The organism is Pseudomonas sp. B21-059 (assembly GCF_026016285.1).
Taxonomy (GTDB): domain Bacteria; phylum Pseudomonadota; class Gammaproteobacteria; order Pseudomonadales; family Pseudomonadaceae; genus Aquipseudomonas; species Aquipseudomonas danubii.
Genome location: NZ_CP087201.1, coordinates 5841991 through 5863501, shown reverse-complemented (window position 1 = coordinate 5863501; position 21511 = coordinate 5841991). Strand labels below are relative to the sequence as shown.

The window sequence follows — 21511 nt, the reverse complement described above, 5'->3', positions numbered from 1 at the left end:
TGCTGCGGACCTGACCCACCTAATGTATTGGAGTTTTGCATGAGCATTTCGATCTCTTACAGCGCTACCTACGGCGGTAACACTGTTGCGCAATACCTGACTGACTGGTCGGCCTACTTCGGCGACGTCAACCACCGCCCAGGCGAAGTGGTTGATGGCACCAATACCGGTGGTTTCAACCCGGGCCCGTTCGATGGCACCCAGTACGCCATCAAGAGCACCGCCAGCGACGCCGCCTTCGTGGCCGACGGCAACCTGCATTACACCCTGTTCAGCAACCCGAGCCACACCCTGTGGGGCTCGCTGGACAGCGTTTCTCTGGGCGACACCCTCGCCGGTGGTTCGGGCAGCAACTACCACCTGGTCAGCCAGGAAGTCAGCTTCAGCAACCTGGGCCTCAACAGCCTGAAAGATGAAGGCCGTGCCGGTGAAGTGCACAAGGTGGTCTACGGCCTGATGAGCGGCGACAGCTCGGCGCTGGCCGGCGAGATCGATGCCCTGCTCAAGGCGATCGACCCAAGCCTGTCGGTGAACTCCACTTTCGACGACCTGGCCGCTGCCGGTGTTGCCCACGTCACCCCGGCTGCCGCCGCCGCAGCCGATGTCGGCCTGGTGGGTGTGCAGGACGTGGCCCAGGACTGGGCACTGGCGGCCTGAGTGCCGGCTTGAGGCATAAAAAAGCGAATGCAGGATCGCTCCTCCATTCGCTGGTTTGACTCACCTCCGTCGCCCGAGTTTTCGAAGGCCAGGGCGGCGGCGGTGGCAAATTCTGGGGAGCGCCGGGGTGCCTGTCAACGCACCGGGCGCGCCTCTTGTCGTTCCGCTCTGCCTGAGCGGAAGACCCTGTATCCCTAAACTCTGCACAGGACACCTTGATGAGCAGGCCGAATCCACTTGCCGCTTCCGAGACGCTGGCGGCCTTGACGGCCTATAAGGGCGGCTTCTTCAACATCGGCCTGTTCTCGGCGGTGATCAATCTGCTGATGCTGGCCCCGGCCCTGTACATGCTGCAGGTCTACGACCGGGTGCTGGCCTCGGGCAATCAGATGACCCTGTTGATGCTGACGCTGATGATCCTCGGCCTGTTCGGCCTGATGGGGGCGTTGGAGTGGGTGCGCAGCCAGGTGGTGATCCACCTCGGCACCCAGATGGACATGCGCCTGAACCAGCGGGTGTATGACGCGGCGTTCGAGGCCCAGCTCAAGGGCAGCCCCCAGGCCGCCGGCCAGGCCTTGAATGACCTGACCGCGCTGCGCCAGTTCGCCACCGGCAATGCCTTGTTCGCCTTCTTCGACGCGCCCTGGTTCCCGGTCTATCTGCTGGTGATCTTCCTCTTTCACCCCTGGCTTGGTCTGTTGGCCCTGGGCGGAGCGCTGCTGTTGGTGGCGCTGGCCTGGATCAATCAGCATATCTGCCAGGCGCCGCTGGCCCAGGCCAGCCAGTTGTCGATCATCACCAGCCAGCAGGCCACGGCCAACCTGCGCAACGCCGACGCCATCGAAGCCATGGGCATGCTCGGCGCGCTGCGCGAGCGCTGGTTCGTCGGTCATCAGGGCTTTCTCGCTCAGCAGAACCTGGCCAGTGAAAAGACCGCCACTATCAGCGCCTGGTCCAAGGGCGTGCGCATGGCCTTGCAGTCCCTGGTATTGGGCTTGGGCGCGTGGCTGGCGGTGCAGGGGCAGATCACCCCGGGGATGATGATCGCCGGCTCGATTCTCATGGGCCGGGTGCTCAGCCCCATCGACCAGTTGATCGCGGTCTGGAAGCAGTGGAGCTCGGCGCGCCTGGCCTACGAGCGCTTGTCCGAGCTGTTGCAGGCCAATCCGCCACGGCCGGTGCGCATGAGCCTGCCGACGCCCAAGGGCAAGTTGAGTGTCGAGCAATTGAGTGCCTGTGCCCCGGGAAGTCGCAGTCCGGCCCTGAGCAACCTCGGCTTCACCCTGGAGGCCGGCCAGGTCCTGGGGGTGATTGGCCCTTCCGGTTGCGGCAAGTCCACCCTGGCTCGGCTGTTGGTCGGTGCCTGGACGCCCCTGACGGGAAAGGTGCGCCTGGATGGCGCGGACCTGGCCCAGTGGGACAAGCAGCAACTGGGCCCGCATATCGGCTACCTGCCCCAGGACATCCAATTGTTCGCCGGCAGCATTGCCGAGAACATCGCGCGTTTCGGCGCGCTGGACTCCGATCAGGTCCTGCAGGCTGCGCAAATGGCCGGGGTGCATGAGTTGATCCTGCAACTGCCCCAGGGCTATGACACGCGCCTGGGTGAGGGCGGTGCCGGGCTGTCCGGCGGGCAGCGCCAGCGCATCGGCCTGGCGCGTGCGTTGTACGGCTTGCCGGCGCTGATCGTGCTCGACGAACCCAACTCCAACCTTGATGAAGCTGGCGAACAGGCGCTGTTGCAGGCCATCAGCCAACTCAAGCAACGGCAGCGGACCCTGGTGCTGATCACTCACAAGCCCAATGTGCTGAGCCTGACCGACCAGCTGATGATCCTGCGCGAAGGCCAGCTGCAAGCCTTCGGCCCGACGGCGCGGGTGCTGGAGGCGAACCAGAAGGCCAAGGCCGCGCCGCCGCCCGCGGTACCGGTGAGTAATCCGGTGACCAGCCTGAACATGAATTACCGACTGGGCGTGGCCGGCGGCGAAGGGAAAAAAGCATGAAGGCGAATGTATCCACAGGCTCGGTTGCGCCGGTCGCGGGGCCCGCCGCCAGCAATGTGTTGTCCCTGGACGACAGGAAGTATTCACGCCTCGGCTGGCTCCTGGTGCTGGGAGGCTTTGCCGGGTTTATCGGCTGGGCCGCCCTGGCGCCGCTGGACAAGGGCGTGGCGGTATCGGGCAAGGTCATGGTCTCGGGCCATCGCAAGACGGTGCAGCACCAGAGCGGCGGCATCGTCGAGCGGATCGAGGTCAAGGAGGGCGACCGGGTCAGCGCCGGGCAGGTGTTGCTGCGCCTCAACGAGACCCCGCTGCGCACCCAGATGCAGTCCTTGCGCAGTCAGTACCTGGGTTCCCTGGCCAGCGAAGCGCGACTCAATGCCGAGCGCGATGGCGCCAGCGAGATCGTCTTTGATCCTCAGCTCCAGGCCTTGGCGAGCGAACCTGAGGTGGCCGCCAGCCTGGCCCTGCAACGGCAGCTGTTCAGCAGCCGGCGCCAGGCCCTGAGCATGGAGCAACAGGGCATTGCCGAGACCATTGCCGGCTCCGAAGCGCAGTTGCGCGGTACCCGGGATTCCCAGGCCAGCAAGCGGCAACAGCGCAGTGCCTTGAACGAACAGTTGCAGGGCCTGCGGGAGCTGGCCCGGGACGGCTACATCCCGCGCAATCGCCTGCTGGACAGCGAACGCCTGTACGCGCAGATCGACGGCTCGATCGCCGAGGACTTCGGCCGTATCGGCCAGTTGCAGCGACAGATCCTCGAACTGCGCCTGCGCATCCGCCAGTCCACCGAGGACTTCCAGAAAGACCTGCGCAGCCAGTTGGCCGACACCCGGATTCGCACCGAAGACCTGCGCAATCGCCTGGCCTCCGCCGAGTTCGAACTGGCCAACAGCCAGGTGCGCGCCCCGGCTGCCGGGGTGGTGGTGGGCCTGGAGGTGTACACCGAGGGCGGGGTGATCAAGCCGGGCCAGCCGCTGATGGACATCGTGCCCCAGGACGAGCCGCTGCTGGTGGAGGCGCGGGTGCCGGTGCAACTGGTGGACAAAGTGCACCCGGGGCTGCCCGTGGAACTGATGTTCTCGGCCTTCAACCAGAGCACCACGCCGAGGGTGCCGGGGGAGGTGACCCTGGTGTCTGCCGATCGCCAGGTCGACGAACGTACTGAAGAACCCTATTACACCTTGCGCGCCACGGTCAGCGCCGAAGGCATGCAGCAGTTGCAGGGGTTGCAGATCCGGCCGGGAATGCCGGTGGAGGCCTTTGTCCGTACCGGCGAGCGCTCGATGCTCAACTACCTGTTCAAGCCCCTGCTGGACCGGACTCATATGGCGTTGGTGGAAGAATGACTCGCGCCTTTTGCTTCCTCGCGCTGCTGTGCCTGCTGAGCAGCCCGTCGGCCCTGGCCCTGGGTTTGCTCGATGCCTACGATCTGGCTCTGCGTAATGACCCGACCTTCCAGGCGGCGATCAAGGAGCGCGATGCCGGTGAAGAGAACCGGGCCATCGGCCGTGCCGGGCTGTTGCCGAGCCTGTCCTGGAGCTACAACAATTCGCGCAACCAGTCCGAGGTGACCCAGGACACGGTTCGTGGCGATGTCACCACCGATCGTGACTACCGCAGCTATGCCTCGACCCTGACCCTGCAACAGCCGTTGCTGGACTACGAGGCCTATGCGCGCTATCGCCAGGGCTCGGCCCAGGCGCTGTTTTCCGACGAGCGTTTTCGCGGCAAGAGCCAGGAACTGGCGGTGCGCCTGCTCAGTGCCTACAGCCAGGCGCTGCTGGCCCAGGAGCGCATCGAACTGAGCCGGGCACAGAAACGCGCCTACGCCGAACGCTTGCAGCTCAATGAACGTCTGCTCAAGGGCGGCGAGGGCACCCGCACCGATGTGCTGGAGACCCAGGCCCGTTTGAGCCTGGCCCTGGCGCAAGAGATCGAGGCCCAGGACCAGCAGGATGCGGCCCTGCGCGAGCTGCAAGCCATAGTCGGCGAGCCGTTGCAGATCGACGAGCTGGACCCGCTGACCCGGCAGTTCGAGATCCAGCCGCTGCAGCCCAACCGCTTCGACAGTTGGCGCGACCTGGCCATGGCCAACAACCCTGAACTGGCTTCCCAGCAGCAGGCCCTGCGGGCGGCGGAATACGAGGTGGAGCGCAAGCGCGCCGGGCACCTGCCCAAGATCAGCCTGTACGCCAGCAGCCGGCAGACCCGCTCTGATTCGGAGAGCACCTACAACCAGCAGTACGACACCAACACCGTGGGTATCCAGGTCAGCCTGCCGCTGTTTGCCGGTGGTTCGGTCTCGGCCTCGACCCGCCAGGCGGCCAGTCAGCTGTCCCAGGCGCAATATGAACTGGATGCGCAAACCGCCAATACCCTCAACCAGCTGCGCAAGCAGTTCAACCTCAACACCAGTGCCGCGGCCAAGGTCCGCGCCTATGAAATGGCCGTCAGCTCAGCCGAGGCCCTGGTGACCGCGACCCGCAAAAGCGTGCAGGGTGGCGAGCGGGTCAACCTCGATGTGCTGGACGCCGAGCAGCAACTGTTCACTGCCCGTCGTGACCTGGCGGATGCCCGGCATGCCTACCTGCTGGCACGGATTGAGCTCAAGTATTACGCCGGCCTGCTCAATGAACAGGACCTGCAGCAACTGGCCGGGTACTTTCAACCCGCGGGCTGACCTTGTAGCCGCTGCCGCAGGCTGCGACCGGGGCGCAGCCCCGCACACCCGGCGACGCAGACGTGCCTGATGCACCGCGGTGTCAGGTTTGCGCCTGCTTCGCAGTCGATCGCAGCCTGCGGCAGCGGCTACAGGAAGCGGGAGGGGGATCGGAGGCCCAGAATGACAACGGCCGTCTCGAGGACGGCCGTTGGGGAGCGGGGCAAATCAGCGGCGGGTCAGCAGGACCCCGGATTCCATGTGGTGAGTCCAGGGGAACTGGTCGAACAGCGCGCAGCGGGTGATGCGGTGGGTGTCGTGCAACTGGGCGATGTTGGCCGCCAGGGTTTCCGGGTTGCAGGAGATGTACAGGATGTTGTCGAAGCGCCGGGTCAGTTCGCAGGTGTCCGGGTCCATGCCGGCCCGGGGCGGGTCGACGAACACGCTGCCGAATTCGTAGCTCTTCAAGTCCACGCCCTGCAGGCGGCGGAATGGACGCACTTCGTTGAGGGCTTCGGTCAGCTCTTCGGCGGACAGGCGCACCAGGGTGACGTTATCCACAGCGTTTTCGCTGAGGTTGCTCAAGGCGGCGTTGACCGAGGTCTTGCTGATCTCGGTGGCCAGTACCTTGCGCACCCGGGTGGCCAGGGGCAGGGTGAAGTTGCCGTTGCCGCAGTACAGTTCCAGCAGGTCGTCCTGGCGCTCGCCCAGGGCTTCATAGGCCCAGTTGAGCATCTTCTGGTTCACCGTGCCGTTGGGCTGGGTGAAGGCGCCTTCGGGTTGGCGGTAGCTGAAGGTACGCCCGCCGACTTCGAGCTTTTCCACCACGTAGTCCTGGCCGATGACTTCGCGCTTGCCCTTGGAACGGCCGATCACACTGACATTGAGGTCGGCGGCCAGTTGGCTCGCGGCCTTGTGCCAGTGCTCGTCCAGCGGGCGGTGGTAGCACAGGGTGATCATCGCATCGCCGGCCAGGGTGGTGAGGAACTCCACCTGGAACAGCTTGTGGCTCAAAGGCGCGCTGGCCTGCCAGGCGGCCTTGAGCCGGGGCATCAACTGGTTGATGCGCTGGCTGGCGATGGGGAACTCTTCAATGAGGATCGGCGTGCGTTTGTCGTCCTGGGAGAACATCGCGTAGTGGCGTTCACCGGCCTCGCGCCACAGGCGGAACTCGGCCCGCAGGCGGAAGTTCTGCAGGGGCGAGTCGAAGACCTGGGGCTCGGGGGCAGCGAAAGGCGCCAGCAGGTCACGCAGGCGCGCGACCTTGTCGTTCAATTGGGTGCTGTAGCTTGCGGCGTCAAAAGTCATGCGGCGAACCAACCCAGCTTGATCACAAACAGAATCGACAGGATCACCAGCGGTGCGTTCAGCTCGCGAGCGCGGCCCGACAGCAGCTTGATCGCGGTCCAGGCAATGAAGCCGAAGGCGATGCCGTTGGCGATCGAATAGGTGAACGGCATGGCCAGGGCAGTGACCACCACCGGCGCGGCGACGGTGATGTCGTCCCAGTCGATTTCCGCCAGGCCCGAGGTCATCAGCACGGCCACGAACAGCAGTGCCGGCGCGGTGGCGAACGGTGGCACGCTGGCCGCCAGCGGCGAGAAGAACAGTGCCAGCAGGAACAGAATCGCCACCACGATGGCGGTCAGCCCGGTGCGGCCACCGGCGCTCACGCCCGCAGCAGATTCGATGTAGCTGGTGGTGGTCGAGGTGCCCAGTAGGGAGCCGGCCATGGCGGCGGTGCTGTCAGCGATCAGCGCGCGGCCCATTTTCGGCATGTGGCCGTCCTTGCCCATCAGGCCGGCGCGCTTGGCGACGCCGATCAGGGTGCCGGAGTTGTCGAACAGGTCGACGAACAGGAAGGCGAAGATCACGCTCACCAGACCAATGTCCAGGGCGCCCTTGATGTCCAGTTGCAGGAAAGTCGGGGCCAGGGACGGAGGCATCGAGGTCACGCCGGCGAACGGGGTGAAGCCCATGATGATCGAGGCAATGGTCACCGCGAGGATGCCGATCAGCACCGCCCCGCGCACTTTCAGCGCTTCCAGGGCGACGATCAGGACAAAGCCCAGGGTGGCGAGGATCGGCGCCGGCTTTTTCAGATCACCCAGGCCGACCATGGTGGCCTGGTTGCTGACCACGATGCCGGCGTTGTGCAGGGCGATCAGCGCCAGGAACAGGCCGATACCGGCAGCAATCGCCGAGCGCAGCGGCAGGGGGATGCTGTTGATGATCCATTCGCGGATCTTGAAGATCGACAGCAGGAAGAACAGCACCGCCGAGATGAACACCGCACCCAGCGCCACTTGCCAGGTGTGGCCCATGTGCAGGACCACGGTGTAGGTGAAGAAGGCGTTCAGGCCCATGCCCGGGGCCAGGGCGATCGGGTAGTTGGCGATCAGGCCCATGATGGTGGAGCCGATGGCGGCAGCCAGACAGGTGGCAACGAACAGGGCGCCCTTGTCCATGCCCGTCTCGCCGAGAATGCTCGGGTTGACGAAGAGAATGTAGGCCATGGCCAGGAAGGTGGTGACGCCCGCAAGAATCTCGGTGCGCACGTTGGTGTTGTGTGCCTTGAGTTGAAACAGCCTTTCCAGCATGTCTGCTCCCCGTGGCGCCGCCGGGCGCCGTGAATGTATCGACTCCAACAGCAAAGCACAGACTTTATAAGGCGCCTGTGGATTTGCCCTGGGTCGGAAAAAGCCGCGCATCATACCAGCAGCGTGGGCCAATGGCTGCGATCGTCGGCGATGTTTTGCACTGCTGGCAAGTAGCGCATACTGCGCCCTGCTTTTAAGGGGGGATTTATGCGCAGCACAGTGAAAATGACAGCATTGACGCTGCTGGGGGCTGCGGCCTGCTGGTTGGCGGCTCCGGCCCTGGCGCGTTCGGCGCCGCCGTTGAGCCAGGTGGAGATTCTCAAGGTGCTGTCACCTTCCTGCGGCCTGGAAGATGTCTCCGATGGGCGTGAACGCACTCAGTGCGACCACAACGGCCCGAACATCAAGGTCTACGTGCTGGAGATCGGCTACGGCCGCGAGCCCCATGTGAACCTGGACGGTTTCGAAGTCGACGGCACTCGCTCGCCGGTGTGCGAGGACGGCTCCGCCTATGTGCCCTGCGGCAACTCGGGAATCACCGTGGGCTACATCTATGTCTTCGACCTGGCGGGCAAGCAGGAAGGCACCTTCAGCTTCAGCAACACCTCGATCAACGCACCGGGCAATACCCTGAGTGCGCAGATCTACATCCGGTAGCCCCGAACGGCGTTCGGCAAAGCTGACTAAGCTCTAAAGACCTTCCTTGTGGAGTCATCCCCATGGCCTTCAGAGCCTTGGTCACCCTTGCCGAAGGCATTGATGACCTGCAAAGCGTGACCCTGATTGACGTATTGCGCCGTGCCGAAATCGAGGTGTTGGCGGCCAGTGTCGAAAACCGGCGCATGCTCACCTGCGCCCGCGGCACTCGACTGACCGCCGACGCCATGCTGGTGGATGTGCTGGCCCAGCGCTTCGACCTGATTGTGTTGCCCGGCGGCGCGGTAGGTGCCCAGCATTTGGCGGGCCATCAACCCCTGATGCAGTTGCTCAAGGATCAGGCGGCCGCCGGCAGGTTCTTCGCCGGCATCGCCGAAGCACCGGCCCTGGCCTTGCAGGCCTATGGGGTGCTGCGCCAGCGGCGCATGACCTGCCTGCCCAGCGCCAGCCATCAGCTGTTGGGCTGTACCTTTGTCGACCAGCCGGTGGTGGTGGATGGCAACTGCATCACCGCCCAGGGTTCCGGCGCGGCCCTGACGTTTGCCCTGGCCCTGGTGGAGGCGCTGTGCGGTCGCGGCAAGCGCGCCCAGGTGGCAGCAGAGTTGCTGGTCTAGGGGCAATTGCGTTGATAAACCGCGACCTCACTTTCCATGGCGAGTGGCTCAAAGTCGGGTAACAAAGGCTAACCAGCCGCTCCTTGCACGGCTCGTCCCATCACCCCTATAGTTCGCGCCGTCGCTGCCAATTCAGCGAACGGGTTTGGTCACCCGAAATTAGAAGGCGCACGCGCCACCCTGGTTTGCAGGCACTTTTTCGTGTCCGCACGCTTCATGGTGGACTGTGCGCGGGACACCTTCGGGTGTGCCGGGTGCCTTCTTCCCGGTTGACCAACCTGTGCACAGTCCGCCACCCATCGTTTGGTCACGATTGGGGCGGTCATTCATAAAGAAGGATCTAATGATGAGTACCCCGAAAACTGCTGCTCACTATGTGCCGCTCAAATCCAACATAAGCCGGCCTGGTGTTTTTTTCATCAACGCCAATGCGTCCACTGAGGCGTTGCACGAGGCTGCAGAGCAACGCATGCGCGCTGCTGCCAACCTGCTGGAAACCCTCTGTTGTCTGAACTTCAGCCACGGCGATGTGAAGGACATCCCGCACATCATCGATGTGCTCTATGTACTGACCCAGGATGGTTGCGACCTGCTGGAGGCGGCGAAATGGCGTGTAGTCGCTGAGGCTCAGCCCAGTCACTGATACCTGAATCTGGCCGCGCCCGTCCGGCGCGGCTTCAGGCCTTGGCCTCTTCCACTCGCTCGATCATCCGATCGCGCTTGGCCAGGGTCGGAAACAGCTTGATCCAGACCCCGGTCACGACCAGCGTGCCGACCCCGCCCAGCACCACCGCCGGCACGGTGCCGAACCAGTGGGCGGTCAGCCCGGATTCAAATTCCCCCAGCTGGTTCGAAGCGCCGATGAACAGGCCGTTTACCGCGCTGACCCGGCCGCGCATTTCGTCCGGGGTTTCCAGCTGCACGAAGGACGCGCGGATCACCATGCTGATCATGTCCGCCGCCCCCAGCACCACCAGCACCGCCAGGGAAAACCAGAACGAGGTCGAGAGGCCGAAGGCGATGGTGGCCACGCCGAATACGCCGACGGCGGTGAACATCACCCGCCCGACCTTGCGCTCGACGCTAAAGCGCGCCAGCCACAGTGACATCAGCAGCGCGCCCACCGCTGGCGCCGAACGCAGCAGGCCCAGGCCCCAGGGGCCGGTGAGCAGGATGTCCTTGGCGAACACCGGCAAGAGTGCTGTGGCGCCGCCCAGCAGCACGGCGAACAGGTCCAGGGAGATGGCGCCGAGGATGTCCGGGCGGCTGCGGATGAAGCGAATCCCCGCCAGCAGCGAATCGAGGGTGGCCTTGCCCTTGTTCAGCGGCGTCTGCCGGGCCGGCAGGTTGAGCATCAGCAGGCAGGCGATCAGGTACAGGACCACGGTGGGGCCGTAGACCCAGACGCTGCCGAAGGCGTACAGCAACCCGCCCAGGGCCGGGGCGACGATGGTCGCCGACTGTTGCGCCGATTGCGCGGCCGCCACCGCCCGGGGAAACAGCGCCGCGGGCACGATGCTCGGCAGCAGGGCCTGGGTGGTGGGCATCTCGAAGGAACGGGCGCCGCCGAGGAGGAAGGCCAGGATGAAGATCATTTCCCGGGTCACGCTGTCGGTCAGGCTGCCGACGGCCAGGGCCAGGGCGATCAAGGCTTGTAGCGACTGACAGATAGCCGCCACTCGGCGCCGGTCGTAGCGGTCGGCCACGTGCCCGGTGTGCAGCATGAACAGCACTCTTGGGGCAAACTCCACCAGCCCCACCAGGCCCAGGTCGAGCACATTGCCGGTCAGCTGGTAGAGGTTCCAGCCGATGGCCACAGTGAGCATCTGGAAACCACTGGCGGTGAAGATCCGGGCCAGCCAGAACGCAATGAACGGACGATGGTGACGGAGCAGCAGAGGGTCTTGGCTGGGCATCGGGCGGTCGATCTGAGCGGGGAGTGCGACGAGGTTATCACCAAGATGTAACCAATAGTTGCGGGACGGGGGAAATCGTTAGCCACGCATCTATCTCGTTTTTCGCTCGAACACCGGGTCGCGAACCCTGTAGCCGCTGCCGCAGGCTGCGAACGCTTTGGGCGGCACTCCGTCGCAGGAGACGCCAGGATCTTGAATACGCCGCAGGTTCGCCGGGAAATGGCCAGGCAAGACCCTGCGTACCGAACGCGGCCCGGCCTTTCGCAGCTTCGCAGGCTCAGCAGCGGCTACAGGCGTTTTGTGTGGGGAAAAGCCGGGAAAACCCCGGGTTTGGCGGGGTGAGGCAAGCTGTCACGCGGCAAATAACCACAGAGTTGCGCGCTGAAAATAGGACTACTCTTTTAACGTTGCTTGACCCAGATCAAAACCTTTTCCAGTGGTTTGATGTGGCGGCCCAAGGGCCAGAATCCCTACGTTGCGATGGTTTAAAAAAGAACGAATCCGAATTCGCCGAACTCCATATCCGTGGGGGCAGTAGGCGCTGGCCTTTGGCCCGCAGCCGGTTTTACCTGATAGAGGAAAGCTTATGTTCGGTTTAGAGGCGCTTGATCTCGCCCGAATTCAGTTCGCATTCACCGTTTCGTTCCACATCCTGTTCCCGGCCATCACCATTGGTCTGGCGAGTTATCTGGCGGTACTCGAAGGCCTGTGGCTCAAGACCCGCGACGATACCTATCGTGATCTTTACCACTTCTGGTCGAAGATCTTCGCTGTCAACTTCGGCATGGGGGTGGTTTCCGGTCTGGTGATGTCCTACCAGTTCGGCACCAACTGGAGCCGTTTCTCCGATTTTGCGGGTGCTGTCACCGGCCCCTTGCTCACCTATGAAGTGCTCACCGCGTTCTTCCTCGAGGCTGGTTTCCTCGGGGTCATGCTGTTCGGCTGGAACAAGGTCGGGCGCAAGCTGCACTTCTTCTCCACGGTGATGGTGGCCATTGGCACCCTGATTTCGACCTTCTGGATTCTGTCCTCCAACAGTTGGATGCAGACCCCGCAAGGCTTCGAAATCGTTGACGGCCGAGTGATTCCGGTGGACTGGCTGGCGGTGATCTTCAACCCGTCATTCCCCTATCGCCTGGCGCACATGGCGGTGGCGGCGTTCGTCGCCACGGCGTTCTTCGTCGGCTCGTCCGCAGCCTGGCACTTGCTGCGGGGCCGCGACAACCCGGCCATTCGTCGCATGCTGTCGATGGCCATGTGGATGGCCTTGATCGTGGCGCCGGTGCAGGCGGTGATCGGCGACTTCCACGGTCTGAATACCCTCAAGCACCAGCCGGCGAAAATCGCCGCCATCGAAGGTCACTGGGAAAACGTCGGTAATGAGCCGACCCCGCTGATCCTCTTCGGCTGGCCGGACATGAAGGCTGAGAAAACCAAATACGCAGTGGAAATCCCTTACCTGGGCAGCCTGATCCTCACCCACTCGCTGGACAAGCAGGTGCCGGCGCTCAAGGAGTTCCCGCCCGAAGACCGCCCCAACTCGACCATTGTGTTCTGGTCGTTCCGGGTCATGGTGGGCCTGGGCATGCTGATGATCTTCACCGGCCTGTGGAGTGTCTGGCTGCGCAAGCGCGGCACCCTCTACACCTCACGTCCGTTCCTGTACCTGACGTTGTGGATGGGGCCGTCCGGCCTGATCGCGATCCTGGCGGGCTGGTTCACCACCGAGATCGGCCGTCAGCCTTGGGTGGTCTATGGCCTGATGCGCACGGCGGATGCTTCGTCCGCACACAGTTTTGTGCAGATGAGCATCACCCTGGCGTTGTTCGTGGTGGTGTATTTCTCGCTGTTCGGCGTGGGTCTGGGCTACATGATGCGCCTGGTGCGTAAAGGCCCGGTCACCAACGAAGGTGCCGAAACCAGCCACGGTGGTCCCGGGCAGAAACGTACCCCGGCCCGTCCGCTGTCCGCAGCCGACGATGACCACGACGCCGACCACGGCACCCGCCTGAACAAGGGGAACTGAGTCATGGGTATTGATCTTCCGCTGTTGTGGGCCGTGATTATCATCTTCGGCATCATGATGTATGTGGTCATGGACGGCTTCGACCTGGGGATCGGGATTCTCTTCCCGTTCGTCAAGGACGACCGCGACCGTGACGTGATGATGAACACCGTCGCCCCGGTCTGGGACGGCAACGAGACCTGGCTGGTGCTGGGGGGCGCGGCTTTGTTTGGCGCCTTCCCGCTGGCCTACTCGGTGGTGCTCTCGGCGCTGTACCTGCCGCTGATCCTGATGCTGATCGGCCTGATCTTCCGCGGGGTGGCCTTTGAGTTCCGCTTCAAGGCCAAGGAAGACAAGCGTCATATCTGGGACAAGGCGTTTATCGGCGGCTCGGCGGCGGCGACCTTCTTCCAGGGCGTGGCTTTGGGCGCATTCATCGACGGCTTGCCGGTGGTGGACCGCCAGTTTGCCGGTGGCTCCCTGGACTGGCTGACGCCCTTCACCCTGTTCTGCGGCCTGGCGCTGGTGGTGGCCTATGCCTTGCTTGGCTGCACCTGGCTGATCATGAAGACCGAAGGCAAGCTGCAGCAGCAGATGCATGACCTGGCCCGGCCCCTGGCCTATGTGGTGCTGGCGGTGATCGGCATCGTCAGTATCTGGACGCCCTTGGCCCATGCCGATATCGCGGCGCGCTGGTTCACCCTGCCCAATCTGTTCTGGTTCCTGCCGGTGCCGATCCTGGTGCTGGTGACCATGTACGGCCTGCTCCGTGCTGTGGCCCGCAACGCGCATTACACGCCGTTCCTGTTGACCCTGGTGCTGATCTTCCTCGGCTACAGCGGCCTGGGTATCAGCCTGTGGCCGAACATCGTGCCGCCGTCGATCTCCATCTGGGACGCCGCGGCGCCGCCGCAAAGCCAGGGCTTCATGCTGGTGGGCACCTTGTTCATCATCCCGTTCATCCTGGGTTACACCTTCTGGAGCTACTACGTGTTCCGCGGCAAGGTCACCCACGAAGACGGTTACCACTAGGTAGGAGCCGGCTTGCCGGCGAACAGGCCCTTGCACCTTGTGCCTGGCTGGCCGGCGCTTTCACTGGCCAGCCAGCTCCGACGAGGGTTTGGGTCAAGCAGGAGTTGAAATCATGAGCGATAAACACTCTTTGCAGGAAATCGAACAGGCGGAAAAACAGCCCCTGTGGCGGCGCCTGGGCTGGCTGGCGATGATCTGGGGTGGCAGTGTGCTGGCCCTGTTCGTGGTGGCCAGCCTGATGCGCATGTTCATGAGCGCCGCGGGCCTGACTACCCACTGATCATCCCATCCCGTTGCCTTGCGGCACGGTTTCAACCCTCCGCTTGCGGAGGGTTTTTTTTGCCTGTTACTTGCGCGCTTTGAGGATCACGAACTTGGGCGTGGCCGCCACTTGTTCGACGCCGCGGAACAGCCGCGCCAGCTTGCTGTGATAACCCAGGTGACGGTTGCCGACGATATACAGCGCACCGCCCACCACCAGGGCTTCCCGGGCCTGTTGGAACATGCGCCAGGCGAGGAAGTCGCCCACCACCTGCTGCTGGTGGAACGGCGGGTTGCACAGCACCACGTCCAGGGACTGCGGCGCCTGACCGGCCAGGCCATCGCCGGCGCGCATCTGGGCTTCGCGCTCGCCCAGCACGGCCTGCCAGTTCTCCCGTGCCGACTGCACGGCCATGAAGGATTCGTCCACCAGGGTGTAGTGGGCCTGGGGGTTGTCCAGGGCGCTGGCGATCGCTAGCACGCCGTTGCCGCAGCCCAGGTCCGCGACCCGGGCGCTGCCGAGGTTCTGTGGCAAGTGCGGGAGGAAGGCGCGGGTGCCGATGTCCAGGCCTTCGCGGCAGAACACGTTGGCGTGGTTGAGCAGCTCGATGGCCGGCTGCTCCAGGCGATAGCGGGTCGGGTAGGGCGACACGACCGGCGGTCTGGCTGCTGGCGTGGCAACTAGCAGGCGGGCCTTTTTCACCGCCAGGGAGGCCTGCACCGGGCCGATGTAGCGCTCCAGCAAGTCACCGGCGGCGCGGGGCAGGTGCTTGACCATGGCCGCCGCCACGACCTGGGCGCCAGGGGCCAGTTGTCCCTGCAGGCGGATCAGCTGTTCTTCCAGCAGGGCCAGGGTTTTGGGGACGCGAATCAGCACCCGGTCGAAGGAACCGTGCAACGGCTCGCTGGCCGGTATCACCCGCAGGGCGTCAAAGGGCAGGCCGTTGCGCACCAGATTCTTTTCCAGGGCCAGGGCGCCCAGGTACGAATCGCCGCTGCTGCTGACCTGGACCTTGCCCAGCAGGCTTGCAGCCAGGGCGCCGAAGCTGTCGTTGAGGATCAGCACCCGGGTATCGCTGGTCGGTTGCTGCTCGGCCAGATGGTTGAGCAGGTATTCGTCCGCTGCGTCGAAGGCTTGCAGCGGCTCGTTTTGCTGTTCGGGCTGGCGGATCAGGTCGAGCTGGGCGAAGGGGCTTGCAAGCAGGGGCATGGGGCGGACTCTAGGTAATCGGTGAATGTCCCGGCGGTGGGGTCTGTCGCGCGCACGGGAACCCTCGAACAGCGCAGGCGCGGGCCATTCGAAGCGGGGCTAAATGGTACGTTTTTTTGCCGGGGATTGCCCGCGCTCTATGCCACTACAAACCGCCGGTGTTTCTGTCCGGCGCTTTGCGGGACACTAGCGCATCGCTTTTGTGGAGCCCGTCATGACCGCCAGTGAAGAAAAGTACACTCGCCAGACCCTGCTCGAGGTCCAGCCGCTGACCTCCAGCCTGTTCACCCTGCGCACTACCCGGGATGCGGGTTTTCGCTTTCGCGCCGGGCAGTTCGCTCGTCTCGGGGTGACCAAGGCCGATGGCAGCACGGTGTGGCGCGCCTATTCCATGGTGTCGTCGCCGTTCGATGAGTTTCTCGAGTTTTTCTCCATCGTGGTGCCCGGCGGCGAGTTCACCAGTGAGCTGAGCCGCCTGGAAGTGGGGGACAGCCTGCTGGTGGATCGTCAGGCCTTTGGCTACCTGACCCTGGATCGTTTCGTCGACGGTCGCGATCTCTGGTTGTTATCCACAGGCACCGGGATTGCGCCGTTCCTGTCGATCCTTCAGGACTTCGAGGTCTGGGAGAAATTCGAACGCATCATCCTGGTCTACAGCGTGCGCGAGGCCAGGGAGCTGGCTTATCAGCAGTTGCTTGCCGAGTTGCCGCAACGTGAGTACCTGGCCGAGTTCACGCATAAGTTGCAATTCATCAGCACCGTGACCCGCGAGCAGCACCCGGGCAGCCTCAATGGGCGCATCACCCAACTGATCGAGAACGGCGAGCTGGAACGTGCCGCTGGAGTGGAACTGACCCCCGAGCATTCCCGGGTGATGCTCTGCGGCAACCCACAGATGATCGACGACACCCGTGCCTTGCTCAAGCAGCGAGGGATGAACCTGAGCCTGAGTCGACGGCCGGGGCAGGTGGCGGTGGAGACTTACTGGTAACCAAAACGGCGCCTTGAGGGCGCCGTTGATGTATTGCAGGACTCGCCTCAGGGCTTGTTGTTCTGCGCCTTGAGCAGATCGCGGATCTCTCCCAGCAGCTCTTCTTCCTTGGTCGGTACCGGTGGCAGGGTAGGGGCCACGGCTTCTTCGCGTTTCAGGCGGTTGATGACCTTGACGCCCATGAAGATGGCGAAGGCGATGATGATGAAGTCGATGATGCTCTGGATGAACTTGCCATAGGCCAGAACCACCGCGGGTGCATCCCCTGCCGCCGCTTTCAGCGTGACCGCCAGGTCCCCGAAGTTCACCCCACCGACCAACACGCCGATGGGCGGCATGACCACGTCGCCGACAAAGGACGAGACGATCTTGCCGAACGCGGCGCCGATGATGATACCCACGGCCATATCGACCACGTTACCTTTGACCGCGAAGGCCTTGAACTCACTTAGCACGCCCATAGGTTATTCCTTGTTACAGATGAGGTTGGTTACGGCAGTGTAATTCAGCAAAAAGCATTTTGCCGACACAACTTTTAACAGCACGCGGGGTTATTGACCGATAAACAGGCAAAGAGTTTTTTCAAAGTGCCATCGGATCGCGCGCGATATACCCCGCATTTGACGAGATAACCAGAACATTCTGTCAATCGATGGGTTATGGCCTTTCTATTTATCTTTCAAATGTTTAGTCACTAGCCTCTAGCAGGCGCACCGAGATGCGCCTTATATAACTAGAGGAATTCAACATGACCGCTTCTCTTGGCCTTGGGAGTTTTTCCCAGCGACGCGTACTGGGCGTGCTTGCCGCCAGTCTGCTTTCCCTTTCCGTACAGGCCGCCACGCTGACCCGCGACAATGGCGCGGCAGTGGGCGATAACCAGAATTCACAGACCGCAGGCGCCACCGGCCCGGTGTTGCTGCAAGATGTGCAACTGATCCAGAAACTTCAGCGTTTTGATCGCGAGCGCATTCCAGAGCGCGTGGTACACGCCCGTGGCACCGGCGCCCACGGCACCTTCACCGTCACCGACAACCTCAGCGACCTGACCCGTGCCAAGGTGTTTGCCGCCGGCGAGGTGACCCCGGTATTCGTGCGTTTCTCGTCGGTGGTGCATGGCAACCACTCCCCGGAAACCTTGCGTGATCCACGGGGTTTCGCCACCAAGTTCTATACCGCAGAGGGGAACTGGGACCTGGTCGGCAACAACTTCCCGACCTTCTTCATTCGCGATGCCATCAAGTTTCCGGACATGGTGCACGCGTTCAAACCCGATCCGCGTACCAATCTGGATGATGACTCGCGACGTTTTGATTTCTTCTCTCATGTTCCCGAAGCCACTCGCACATTGACCGAGCTGTATTCCAACTCCGGAACTCCGGCCAGTTACCGGGAAATGGATGGTAATGGGGTGCACGCCTACAAGTTGATCAACGCCAAGGGTGAAGTGCACTACGTGAAGTTTCACTGGAAGAGTCTGCAAGGTCTGAAGAATCTCGATCCGAAACAGGTGGTCGAGGTACAAGGGCGTGATTACAGCCATATGACCCATGACTTGGTAACCCACATTAATAAAGGGGACTTTCCCAAGTGGGACTTGTATGTCCAGGTATTGAAACCCGAAGACTTGGCCAAGTTTGATTTCGACCCGCTGGACGCCACCAAGATCTGGCCGGATGTGCCCGAGCGCAAAGTGGGACAGATGGTGTTGAACCGTAACCCGGCCAACGTCTTCCAAGAGACTGAGCAAGTGGCCATGGCCCCGTCCAACCTGGTACCGGGGATCGAGCCTTCGGAAGACCGCCTGCTGCAAGGCCGGGTGTTCTCCTACGCCGATACCCAGATGTACCGCATCGGCGCCAATGCTCTGCAACTGCCGATCAACGCACCGAAGAACCCGGTGAACAACGGCAACCAGGACGGCGCGATGAACCTGGGTCACACCAGCACGGGGGTCAACTACCAGCCGAGCCGCCTGATGCCCCGCGAAGAGCCGCAAACCGCGCGCTACAGCCAGCTGGCACTGTCGGGCAGCACCCAGCAGGCGAAGATCCAGCGCGAGCAGAACTTCAAGCAGGCCGGTGATCTGTACCGTTCCTTCAGCAAGAAGGAACGTCAGGACCTGATCGACAGCTTCGGCGGCTCCCTGGCCACCACCGATGATGAGAGCAAGCACATCATCCTGTCGTTCCTGTATAAGGCCGACCCGGAGTACGGCACCGGCGTGACCCGCGTGGCCAAGGGCGACCTGACTCGGGTCAAGGCGCTGGCGGCCAAGCTGAGCGATTGATCGAGCGCGTTTCACTCCGTCACGCCCGCCCGGGCGTGACGGCTTTTTCCGACAGAGGAGTCGTGCCATGCGTCTTTTTACAGCGCTGCTGTCAGTGGCCTGTTCGTTTGCCGCCTACGCGCAGCCGGCGGCCGAAGCCGCGACCGCCGCCGACCCGGTGGCGGTCAAGGTGCAGCTGGAACACTACTATTTCGATGCCGCCCGCCGGGGCGATGTGGAAATGCTCGACACCTTTATCGAGGCCGGTTACTCCCTCGATACCCAGGATGAAAAGGGCTACACCGCGTTGATCCTCGCCGCTTATCACGGCCAGGGTCCGGCAGTGGAGCGCCTGCTGGACGCCGGCGCCAATGCCTGTGCCCAGGACAAACGCGGCAACACGGCGTTGATGGGGGCGATCTTCAAGGGCGAGGTGCAGATCGCTCGGCGTTTGCTGGCGACCGATTGCAGTCCCGATCAGCGCAATGGCGCCGGGCAGACGGCGGCCATGTACGCCGGGTTGTTCAAGCGGGTCGAACTGTTGGACGCCTTGGCCGCCAAGGGCGCTGACCTGAATGCCGAAGACCCGCTGGGCAATAGCGCCACGCGGCTGGTCAGCGGGCAGATACGCACCACGGCGCCGCGCTGATCGGTTCCAGCTGAGCTATCATCGCGGTTTTTGCCGGGGGTTCAGATGGCCAAGGCCAAGCGCATGTACGGCTGCACCGAGTGCGGCTCCACCTTTCCCAAATGGGCCGGGCAATGTGGCGAGTGCGGGGCCTGGAACACCCTGACCGAGACCATGATCGAAAGCGGTGGTGCCGCGGCACCTGCCGGGCGCACTGGCTGGGCCGGGCAACAGGCGCAGATCAAGACCCTGGCAGAAGTCAGCGTCGAGGAAATTCCACGTTTCTCCACCGCTTCCGGCGAGCTCGACCGAGTGCTGGGCGGCGGCCTGGTGGACGGCTCGGTGGTGCTGATCGGTGGTGATCCGGGGATCGGCAAGTCGACCATCCTGCTGCAGACCCTGTGCAACATCGCCACGCGGATGCCGGCCCTGTACGTCACTGGCGAGGAGTCTCAGCAGCAGGTGGCGATGCGCGCCCGGCGCCTGGGCCTGCCCCAGGATCAGTTGCGGGTGATGACCGAGACCTGCATCGAAACCATCATCGCCACCGCTCGGGTGGAAAAACCCAAGGTCATGGTGATCGACTCGATCCAGACCATCTTCACCGAACAGCTGCAATCGGCTCCGGGCGGCGTGTCCCAGGTGCGCGAGAGCGCCGCCTTGCTGGTGCGTTACGCCAAGCAGAGCGGCACGGCGATTTTTCCTGGTGGGCCCACGTGGACCAAGGAAGGCGCCCCTGGCCGGGCCGCGGGTGCTGGAGCACATGGTCGGACACCGTGCTGTATTTCGAGGGCGAGTCTGACGGTCGCCTGCGGTTGCTGCGGGCGGTGAAGAAACCGTTTTTGGTGCAGTCAATGAGCTGGGTGTGTTTCGGCATGACCGACCGCGGTTTGAAGGAAGTCTCCAAACCCTTCGGCGATTTTTCCTCACTCGGGCCCAGGAAGAAGTGCCCGGCAGCGTGGTGATGGCCACCTGGGGAAGGCCACCCGGCCGATGCTGGTGGAAGTCCAGGCGCTGGTGGATGACAGCCACCTGGCCAATCCGCGCGCCGGGTCCACCCTGGGCCTGGATCAGAAAACCGCCTGGCCATGCTGCTGGCGGTGCTGCATCGCCACGGCGGGATTCCGACCCATGACCAGGACGTGTTTCCTCAACGTGGTGGGTGGGGTCAAGGTGCTGGAAAACCGCCTCCGACCTGGCGTTGATGGCCGCCGTGATGTCGAGCTTGCGCAATCGTCCGCTGCCCCATGACTTGCTGGTGTTCGGTGAAGTCGGCCTGTCCGGTGAAGTGCGTCCGGTGCCCAGCGGCCAGGAGCGTTTGAAAGAGGCCGCCAAGCACGGCTTCAAAACGGGCCATCGTGGCCCAAGGGGCAATGCGCCGAAAGAGTCGCCGCCGGGCTTGAAGATCATTGCCGTGACCCGCCTGGAAACAGGCGTTGGATGCGCTCTTCGAATAAAATCGAGCTGGGCTCTCATGGAAGGAAGCAGGTAATGGGCATGACAAAGTTGAAGGGCTGGTGGGCTGGGCCTCAGCCTGCTGTGTGGCAGTGGGCTTTTGCCGTGGCGCAAGCCGAGCGAGGTGCCCGAGGGCTATCGCGTGGCCCAGCAAGTGCTGGTGGGCGATGGCTCGCTGCTGGAGGTGCTGGAGGATGTGCGCATCACGCCGCAAACTGCACGCCGACAGCTGGGGCAATGGCCTGGACGCCGGACAGCTTTGCCCAATCCGAGGACGATCACCCGACCACGCCCTTGGGCGCTCAGGTGCGCCTGGTTTTCCGACGGTGGGCGAGGTGCTTGCGCAGAGGTTCCTTGGGCTATCCCCTGGCCACGGTGGAAAAAGGCGCCGCTCAACGGCCTGCCATCGCCGGCGTTTTTTTCCTCACCGTCGACCAGACCGCCCCCATGGGCAGCTACAGCGGTCCGGCCACGCAAGTGCTGATGCCGCAGCAGAGTCAGCTGGACTCGGTGCTCTATCTGGGTGAAGAAGGGGAAAAGGCAGCCGCTGGTGT

18 protein-coding genes and 1 pseudogene are annotated in these 21511 nt (G+C 63.4%); 14 read left to right on the top strand and 5 right to left on the bottom strand.

Annotated elements, in window-relative coordinates; translation table 11 throughout:
- Positions 1 to 39: 39 nt before the first annotated feature.
- The 4 genes from LOY69_RS26045 to LOY69_RS26030 all read left to right on the top strand — a co-directional run bounded on the left by LOY69_RS26045 (position 40) and on the right by LOY69_RS26030 (position 5340).
- On the top strand, positions 40 to 657 hold the full coding sequence (locus LOY69_RS26045) for a heme acquisition protein HasA (RefSeq protein ID WP_102865410.1): 618 nt from the start codon (positions 40 to 42) through the stop codon (positions 655 to 657).
- Positions 658 to 875: 218 nt separating this feature from the next.
- Positions 876 to 2660, top strand: coding sequence for a type I secretion system permease/ATPase (locus LOY69_RS26040; RefSeq protein WP_265073789.1), 1785 nt, complete (start codon positions 876 to 878; stop codon positions 2658 to 2660).
- On the top strand, positions 2657 to 4006 hold the full coding sequence (locus tag LOY69_RS26035) for an HlyD family type I secretion periplasmic adaptor subunit (RefSeq protein WP_110652069.1): 1350 nt from the start codon (positions 2657 to 2659) through the stop codon (positions 4004 to 4006). The genes LOY69_RS26040 and LOY69_RS26035 overlap by 4 nt, the downstream gene beginning before the upstream one ends.
- Positions 4003 to 5340: a TolC family outer membrane protein gene (locus tag LOY69_RS26030; protein WP_265073788.1), complete on the top strand. Its 1338-nt coding sequence runs from the start codon at positions 4003 to 4005 to the stop codon at positions 5338 to 5340. Before LOY69_RS26035 ends, LOY69_RS26030 begins: the two co-directional genes overlap by 4 nt.
- Before the next feature lie 207 nt (positions 5341 to 5547).
- Here LOY69_RS26030 and trmA read toward each other — a convergent pair whose 3' ends face one another.
- Positions 5548 to 6627 carry a tRNA (uridine(54)-C5)-methyltransferase TrmA gene (gene trmA, locus LOY69_RS26025; RefSeq protein WP_110596216.1) on the bottom strand — a complete coding sequence of 360 codons (1080 nt, stop codon included), beginning with the start codon at positions 6625 to 6627 and terminating at the stop codon, positions 5548 to 5550.
- On the bottom strand, positions 6624 to 7919 hold the full coding sequence (locus LOY69_RS26020) for an NCS2 family permease (RefSeq protein ID WP_265073787.1): 1296 nt from the start codon (positions 7917 to 7919) through the stop codon (positions 6624 to 6626). The genes trmA and LOY69_RS26020 overlap by 4 nt, the downstream gene beginning before the upstream one ends.
- Positions 7920 to 8126: 207 nt before the next feature.
- Here LOY69_RS26020 and LOY69_RS26015 point away from each other — a divergent pair, with 207 nt between their 5' ends.
- The 3 genes from LOY69_RS26015 to LOY69_RS26005 all read left to right on the top strand — a co-directional run bounded on the left by LOY69_RS26015 (position 8127) and on the right by LOY69_RS26005 (position 9833).
- Positions 8127 to 8576, top strand: a complete 450-nt coding sequence (locus LOY69_RS26015) for a DUF4879 domain-containing protein (protein ID WP_102882281.1) — start codon at positions 8127 to 8129, stop codon at positions 8574 to 8576.
- Positions 8577 to 8638: 62 nt separating this feature from the next.
- Positions 8639 to 9190, top strand: coding sequence for a DJ-1 family glyoxalase III (locus LOY69_RS26010; RefSeq protein ID WP_265073786.1), 552 nt, complete (start codon positions 8639 to 8641; stop codon positions 9188 to 9190).
- A 346-nt stretch (positions 9191 to 9536) separates the two neighbouring features.
- Positions 9537 to 9833, top strand: coding sequence for a hypothetical protein (locus LOY69_RS26005; RefSeq protein WP_265073785.1), 297 nt, complete (start codon positions 9537 to 9539; stop codon positions 9831 to 9833).
- Between the two features lie 34 nt (positions 9834 to 9867).
- On the opposite strand, the gene LOY69_RS26000 is transcribed toward LOY69_RS26005, so the two are convergent.
- Positions 9868 to 11106 carry an MFS transporter gene (locus LOY69_RS26000; RefSeq protein WP_253165488.1) on the bottom strand — a complete coding sequence of 413 codons (1239 nt, stop codon included), beginning with the start codon at positions 11104 to 11106 and terminating at the stop codon, positions 9868 to 9870.
- Positions 11107 to 11692: 586 nt separating this feature from the next.
- On the opposite strand from LOY69_RS26000, the gene LOY69_RS25995 reads away from it, so the two are divergent.
- From LOY69_RS25995 to LOY69_RS25985, 3 genes are all read left to right on the top strand, one after another.
- Positions 11693 to 13132 (top strand): cytochrome ubiquinol oxidase subunit I, encoded by a 1440-nt coding sequence (locus LOY69_RS25995; RefSeq protein WP_102865419.1) that lies wholly within the window; start codon positions 11693 to 11695, stop codon positions 13130 to 13132.
- Positions 13133 to 13135: 3 nt separating this feature from the next.
- Positions 13136 to 14143, top strand: a complete 1008-nt coding sequence (gene cydB / locus LOY69_RS25990) for a cytochrome d ubiquinol oxidase subunit II (RefSeq protein WP_102882278.1) — start codon at positions 13136 to 13138, stop codon at positions 14141 to 14143.
- A gap of 112 nt (positions 14144 to 14255) precedes the next feature.
- Positions 14256 to 14423, top strand: coding sequence for a DUF2474 domain-containing protein (locus LOY69_RS25985; protein ID WP_102865421.1), 168 nt, complete (start codon positions 14256 to 14258; stop codon positions 14421 to 14423).
- Positions 14424 to 14489: 66 nt separating this feature from the next.
- Here the strand turns inward: LOY69_RS25985 and LOY69_RS25980 are convergent, their stop codons facing one another.
- Positions 14490 to 15614, bottom strand: a complete 1125-nt coding sequence (locus LOY69_RS25980; RefSeq protein ID WP_265073784.1) for a methyltransferase — start codon at positions 15612 to 15614, stop codon at positions 14490 to 14492.
- 214 nt (positions 15615 to 15828) lie between these two features.
- Between LOY69_RS25980 and LOY69_RS25975 the strand changes: the two genes are divergently transcribed.
- Entirely contained in the window at positions 15829 to 16605 is a 777-nt protein-coding gene (locus LOY69_RS25975) for a ferredoxin--NADP reductase (protein WP_265073783.1), read from the top strand.
- 47 nt (positions 16606 to 16652) lie between these two features.
- Here the strand turns inward: LOY69_RS25975 and mscL are convergent, their stop codons facing one another.
- Positions 16653 to 17066, bottom strand: coding sequence for a large-conductance mechanosensitive channel protein MscL (mscL, locus tag LOY69_RS25970; RefSeq protein ID WP_102882276.1), 414 nt, complete (start codon positions 17064 to 17066; stop codon positions 16653 to 16655).
- A 287-nt stretch (positions 17067 to 17353) separates the two neighbouring features.
- Here mscL and katB point away from each other — a divergent pair, with 287 nt between their 5' ends.
- The 3 genes and pseudogenes from katB to radA all read left to right on the top strand — a co-directional run bounded on the left by katB (position 17354) and on the right by radA (position 20959).
- On the top strand, positions 17354 to 18895 hold the full coding sequence (katB, locus tag LOY69_RS25965) for a catalase KatB (protein ID WP_170002340.1): 1542 nt from the start codon (positions 17354 to 17356) through the stop codon (positions 18893 to 18895).
- A 67-nt stretch (positions 18896 to 18962) separates the two neighbouring features.
- The gene (locus LOY69_RS25960) at positions 18963 to 19523 is read left to right on the top strand and encodes an ankyrin repeat domain-containing protein (RefSeq protein WP_265073782.1); all 561 of its coding nucleotides are present in this window, start codon (positions 18963 to 18965) and stop codon (positions 19521 to 19523) included.
- Positions 19524 to 19568: 45 nt separating this feature from the next.
- Positions 19569 to 20959, top strand: a pseudogene (radA, locus tag LOY69_RS25955) (DNA repair protein RadA).
- The last annotated feature ends 552 nt before the right edge of the window (positions 20960 to 21511 follow it).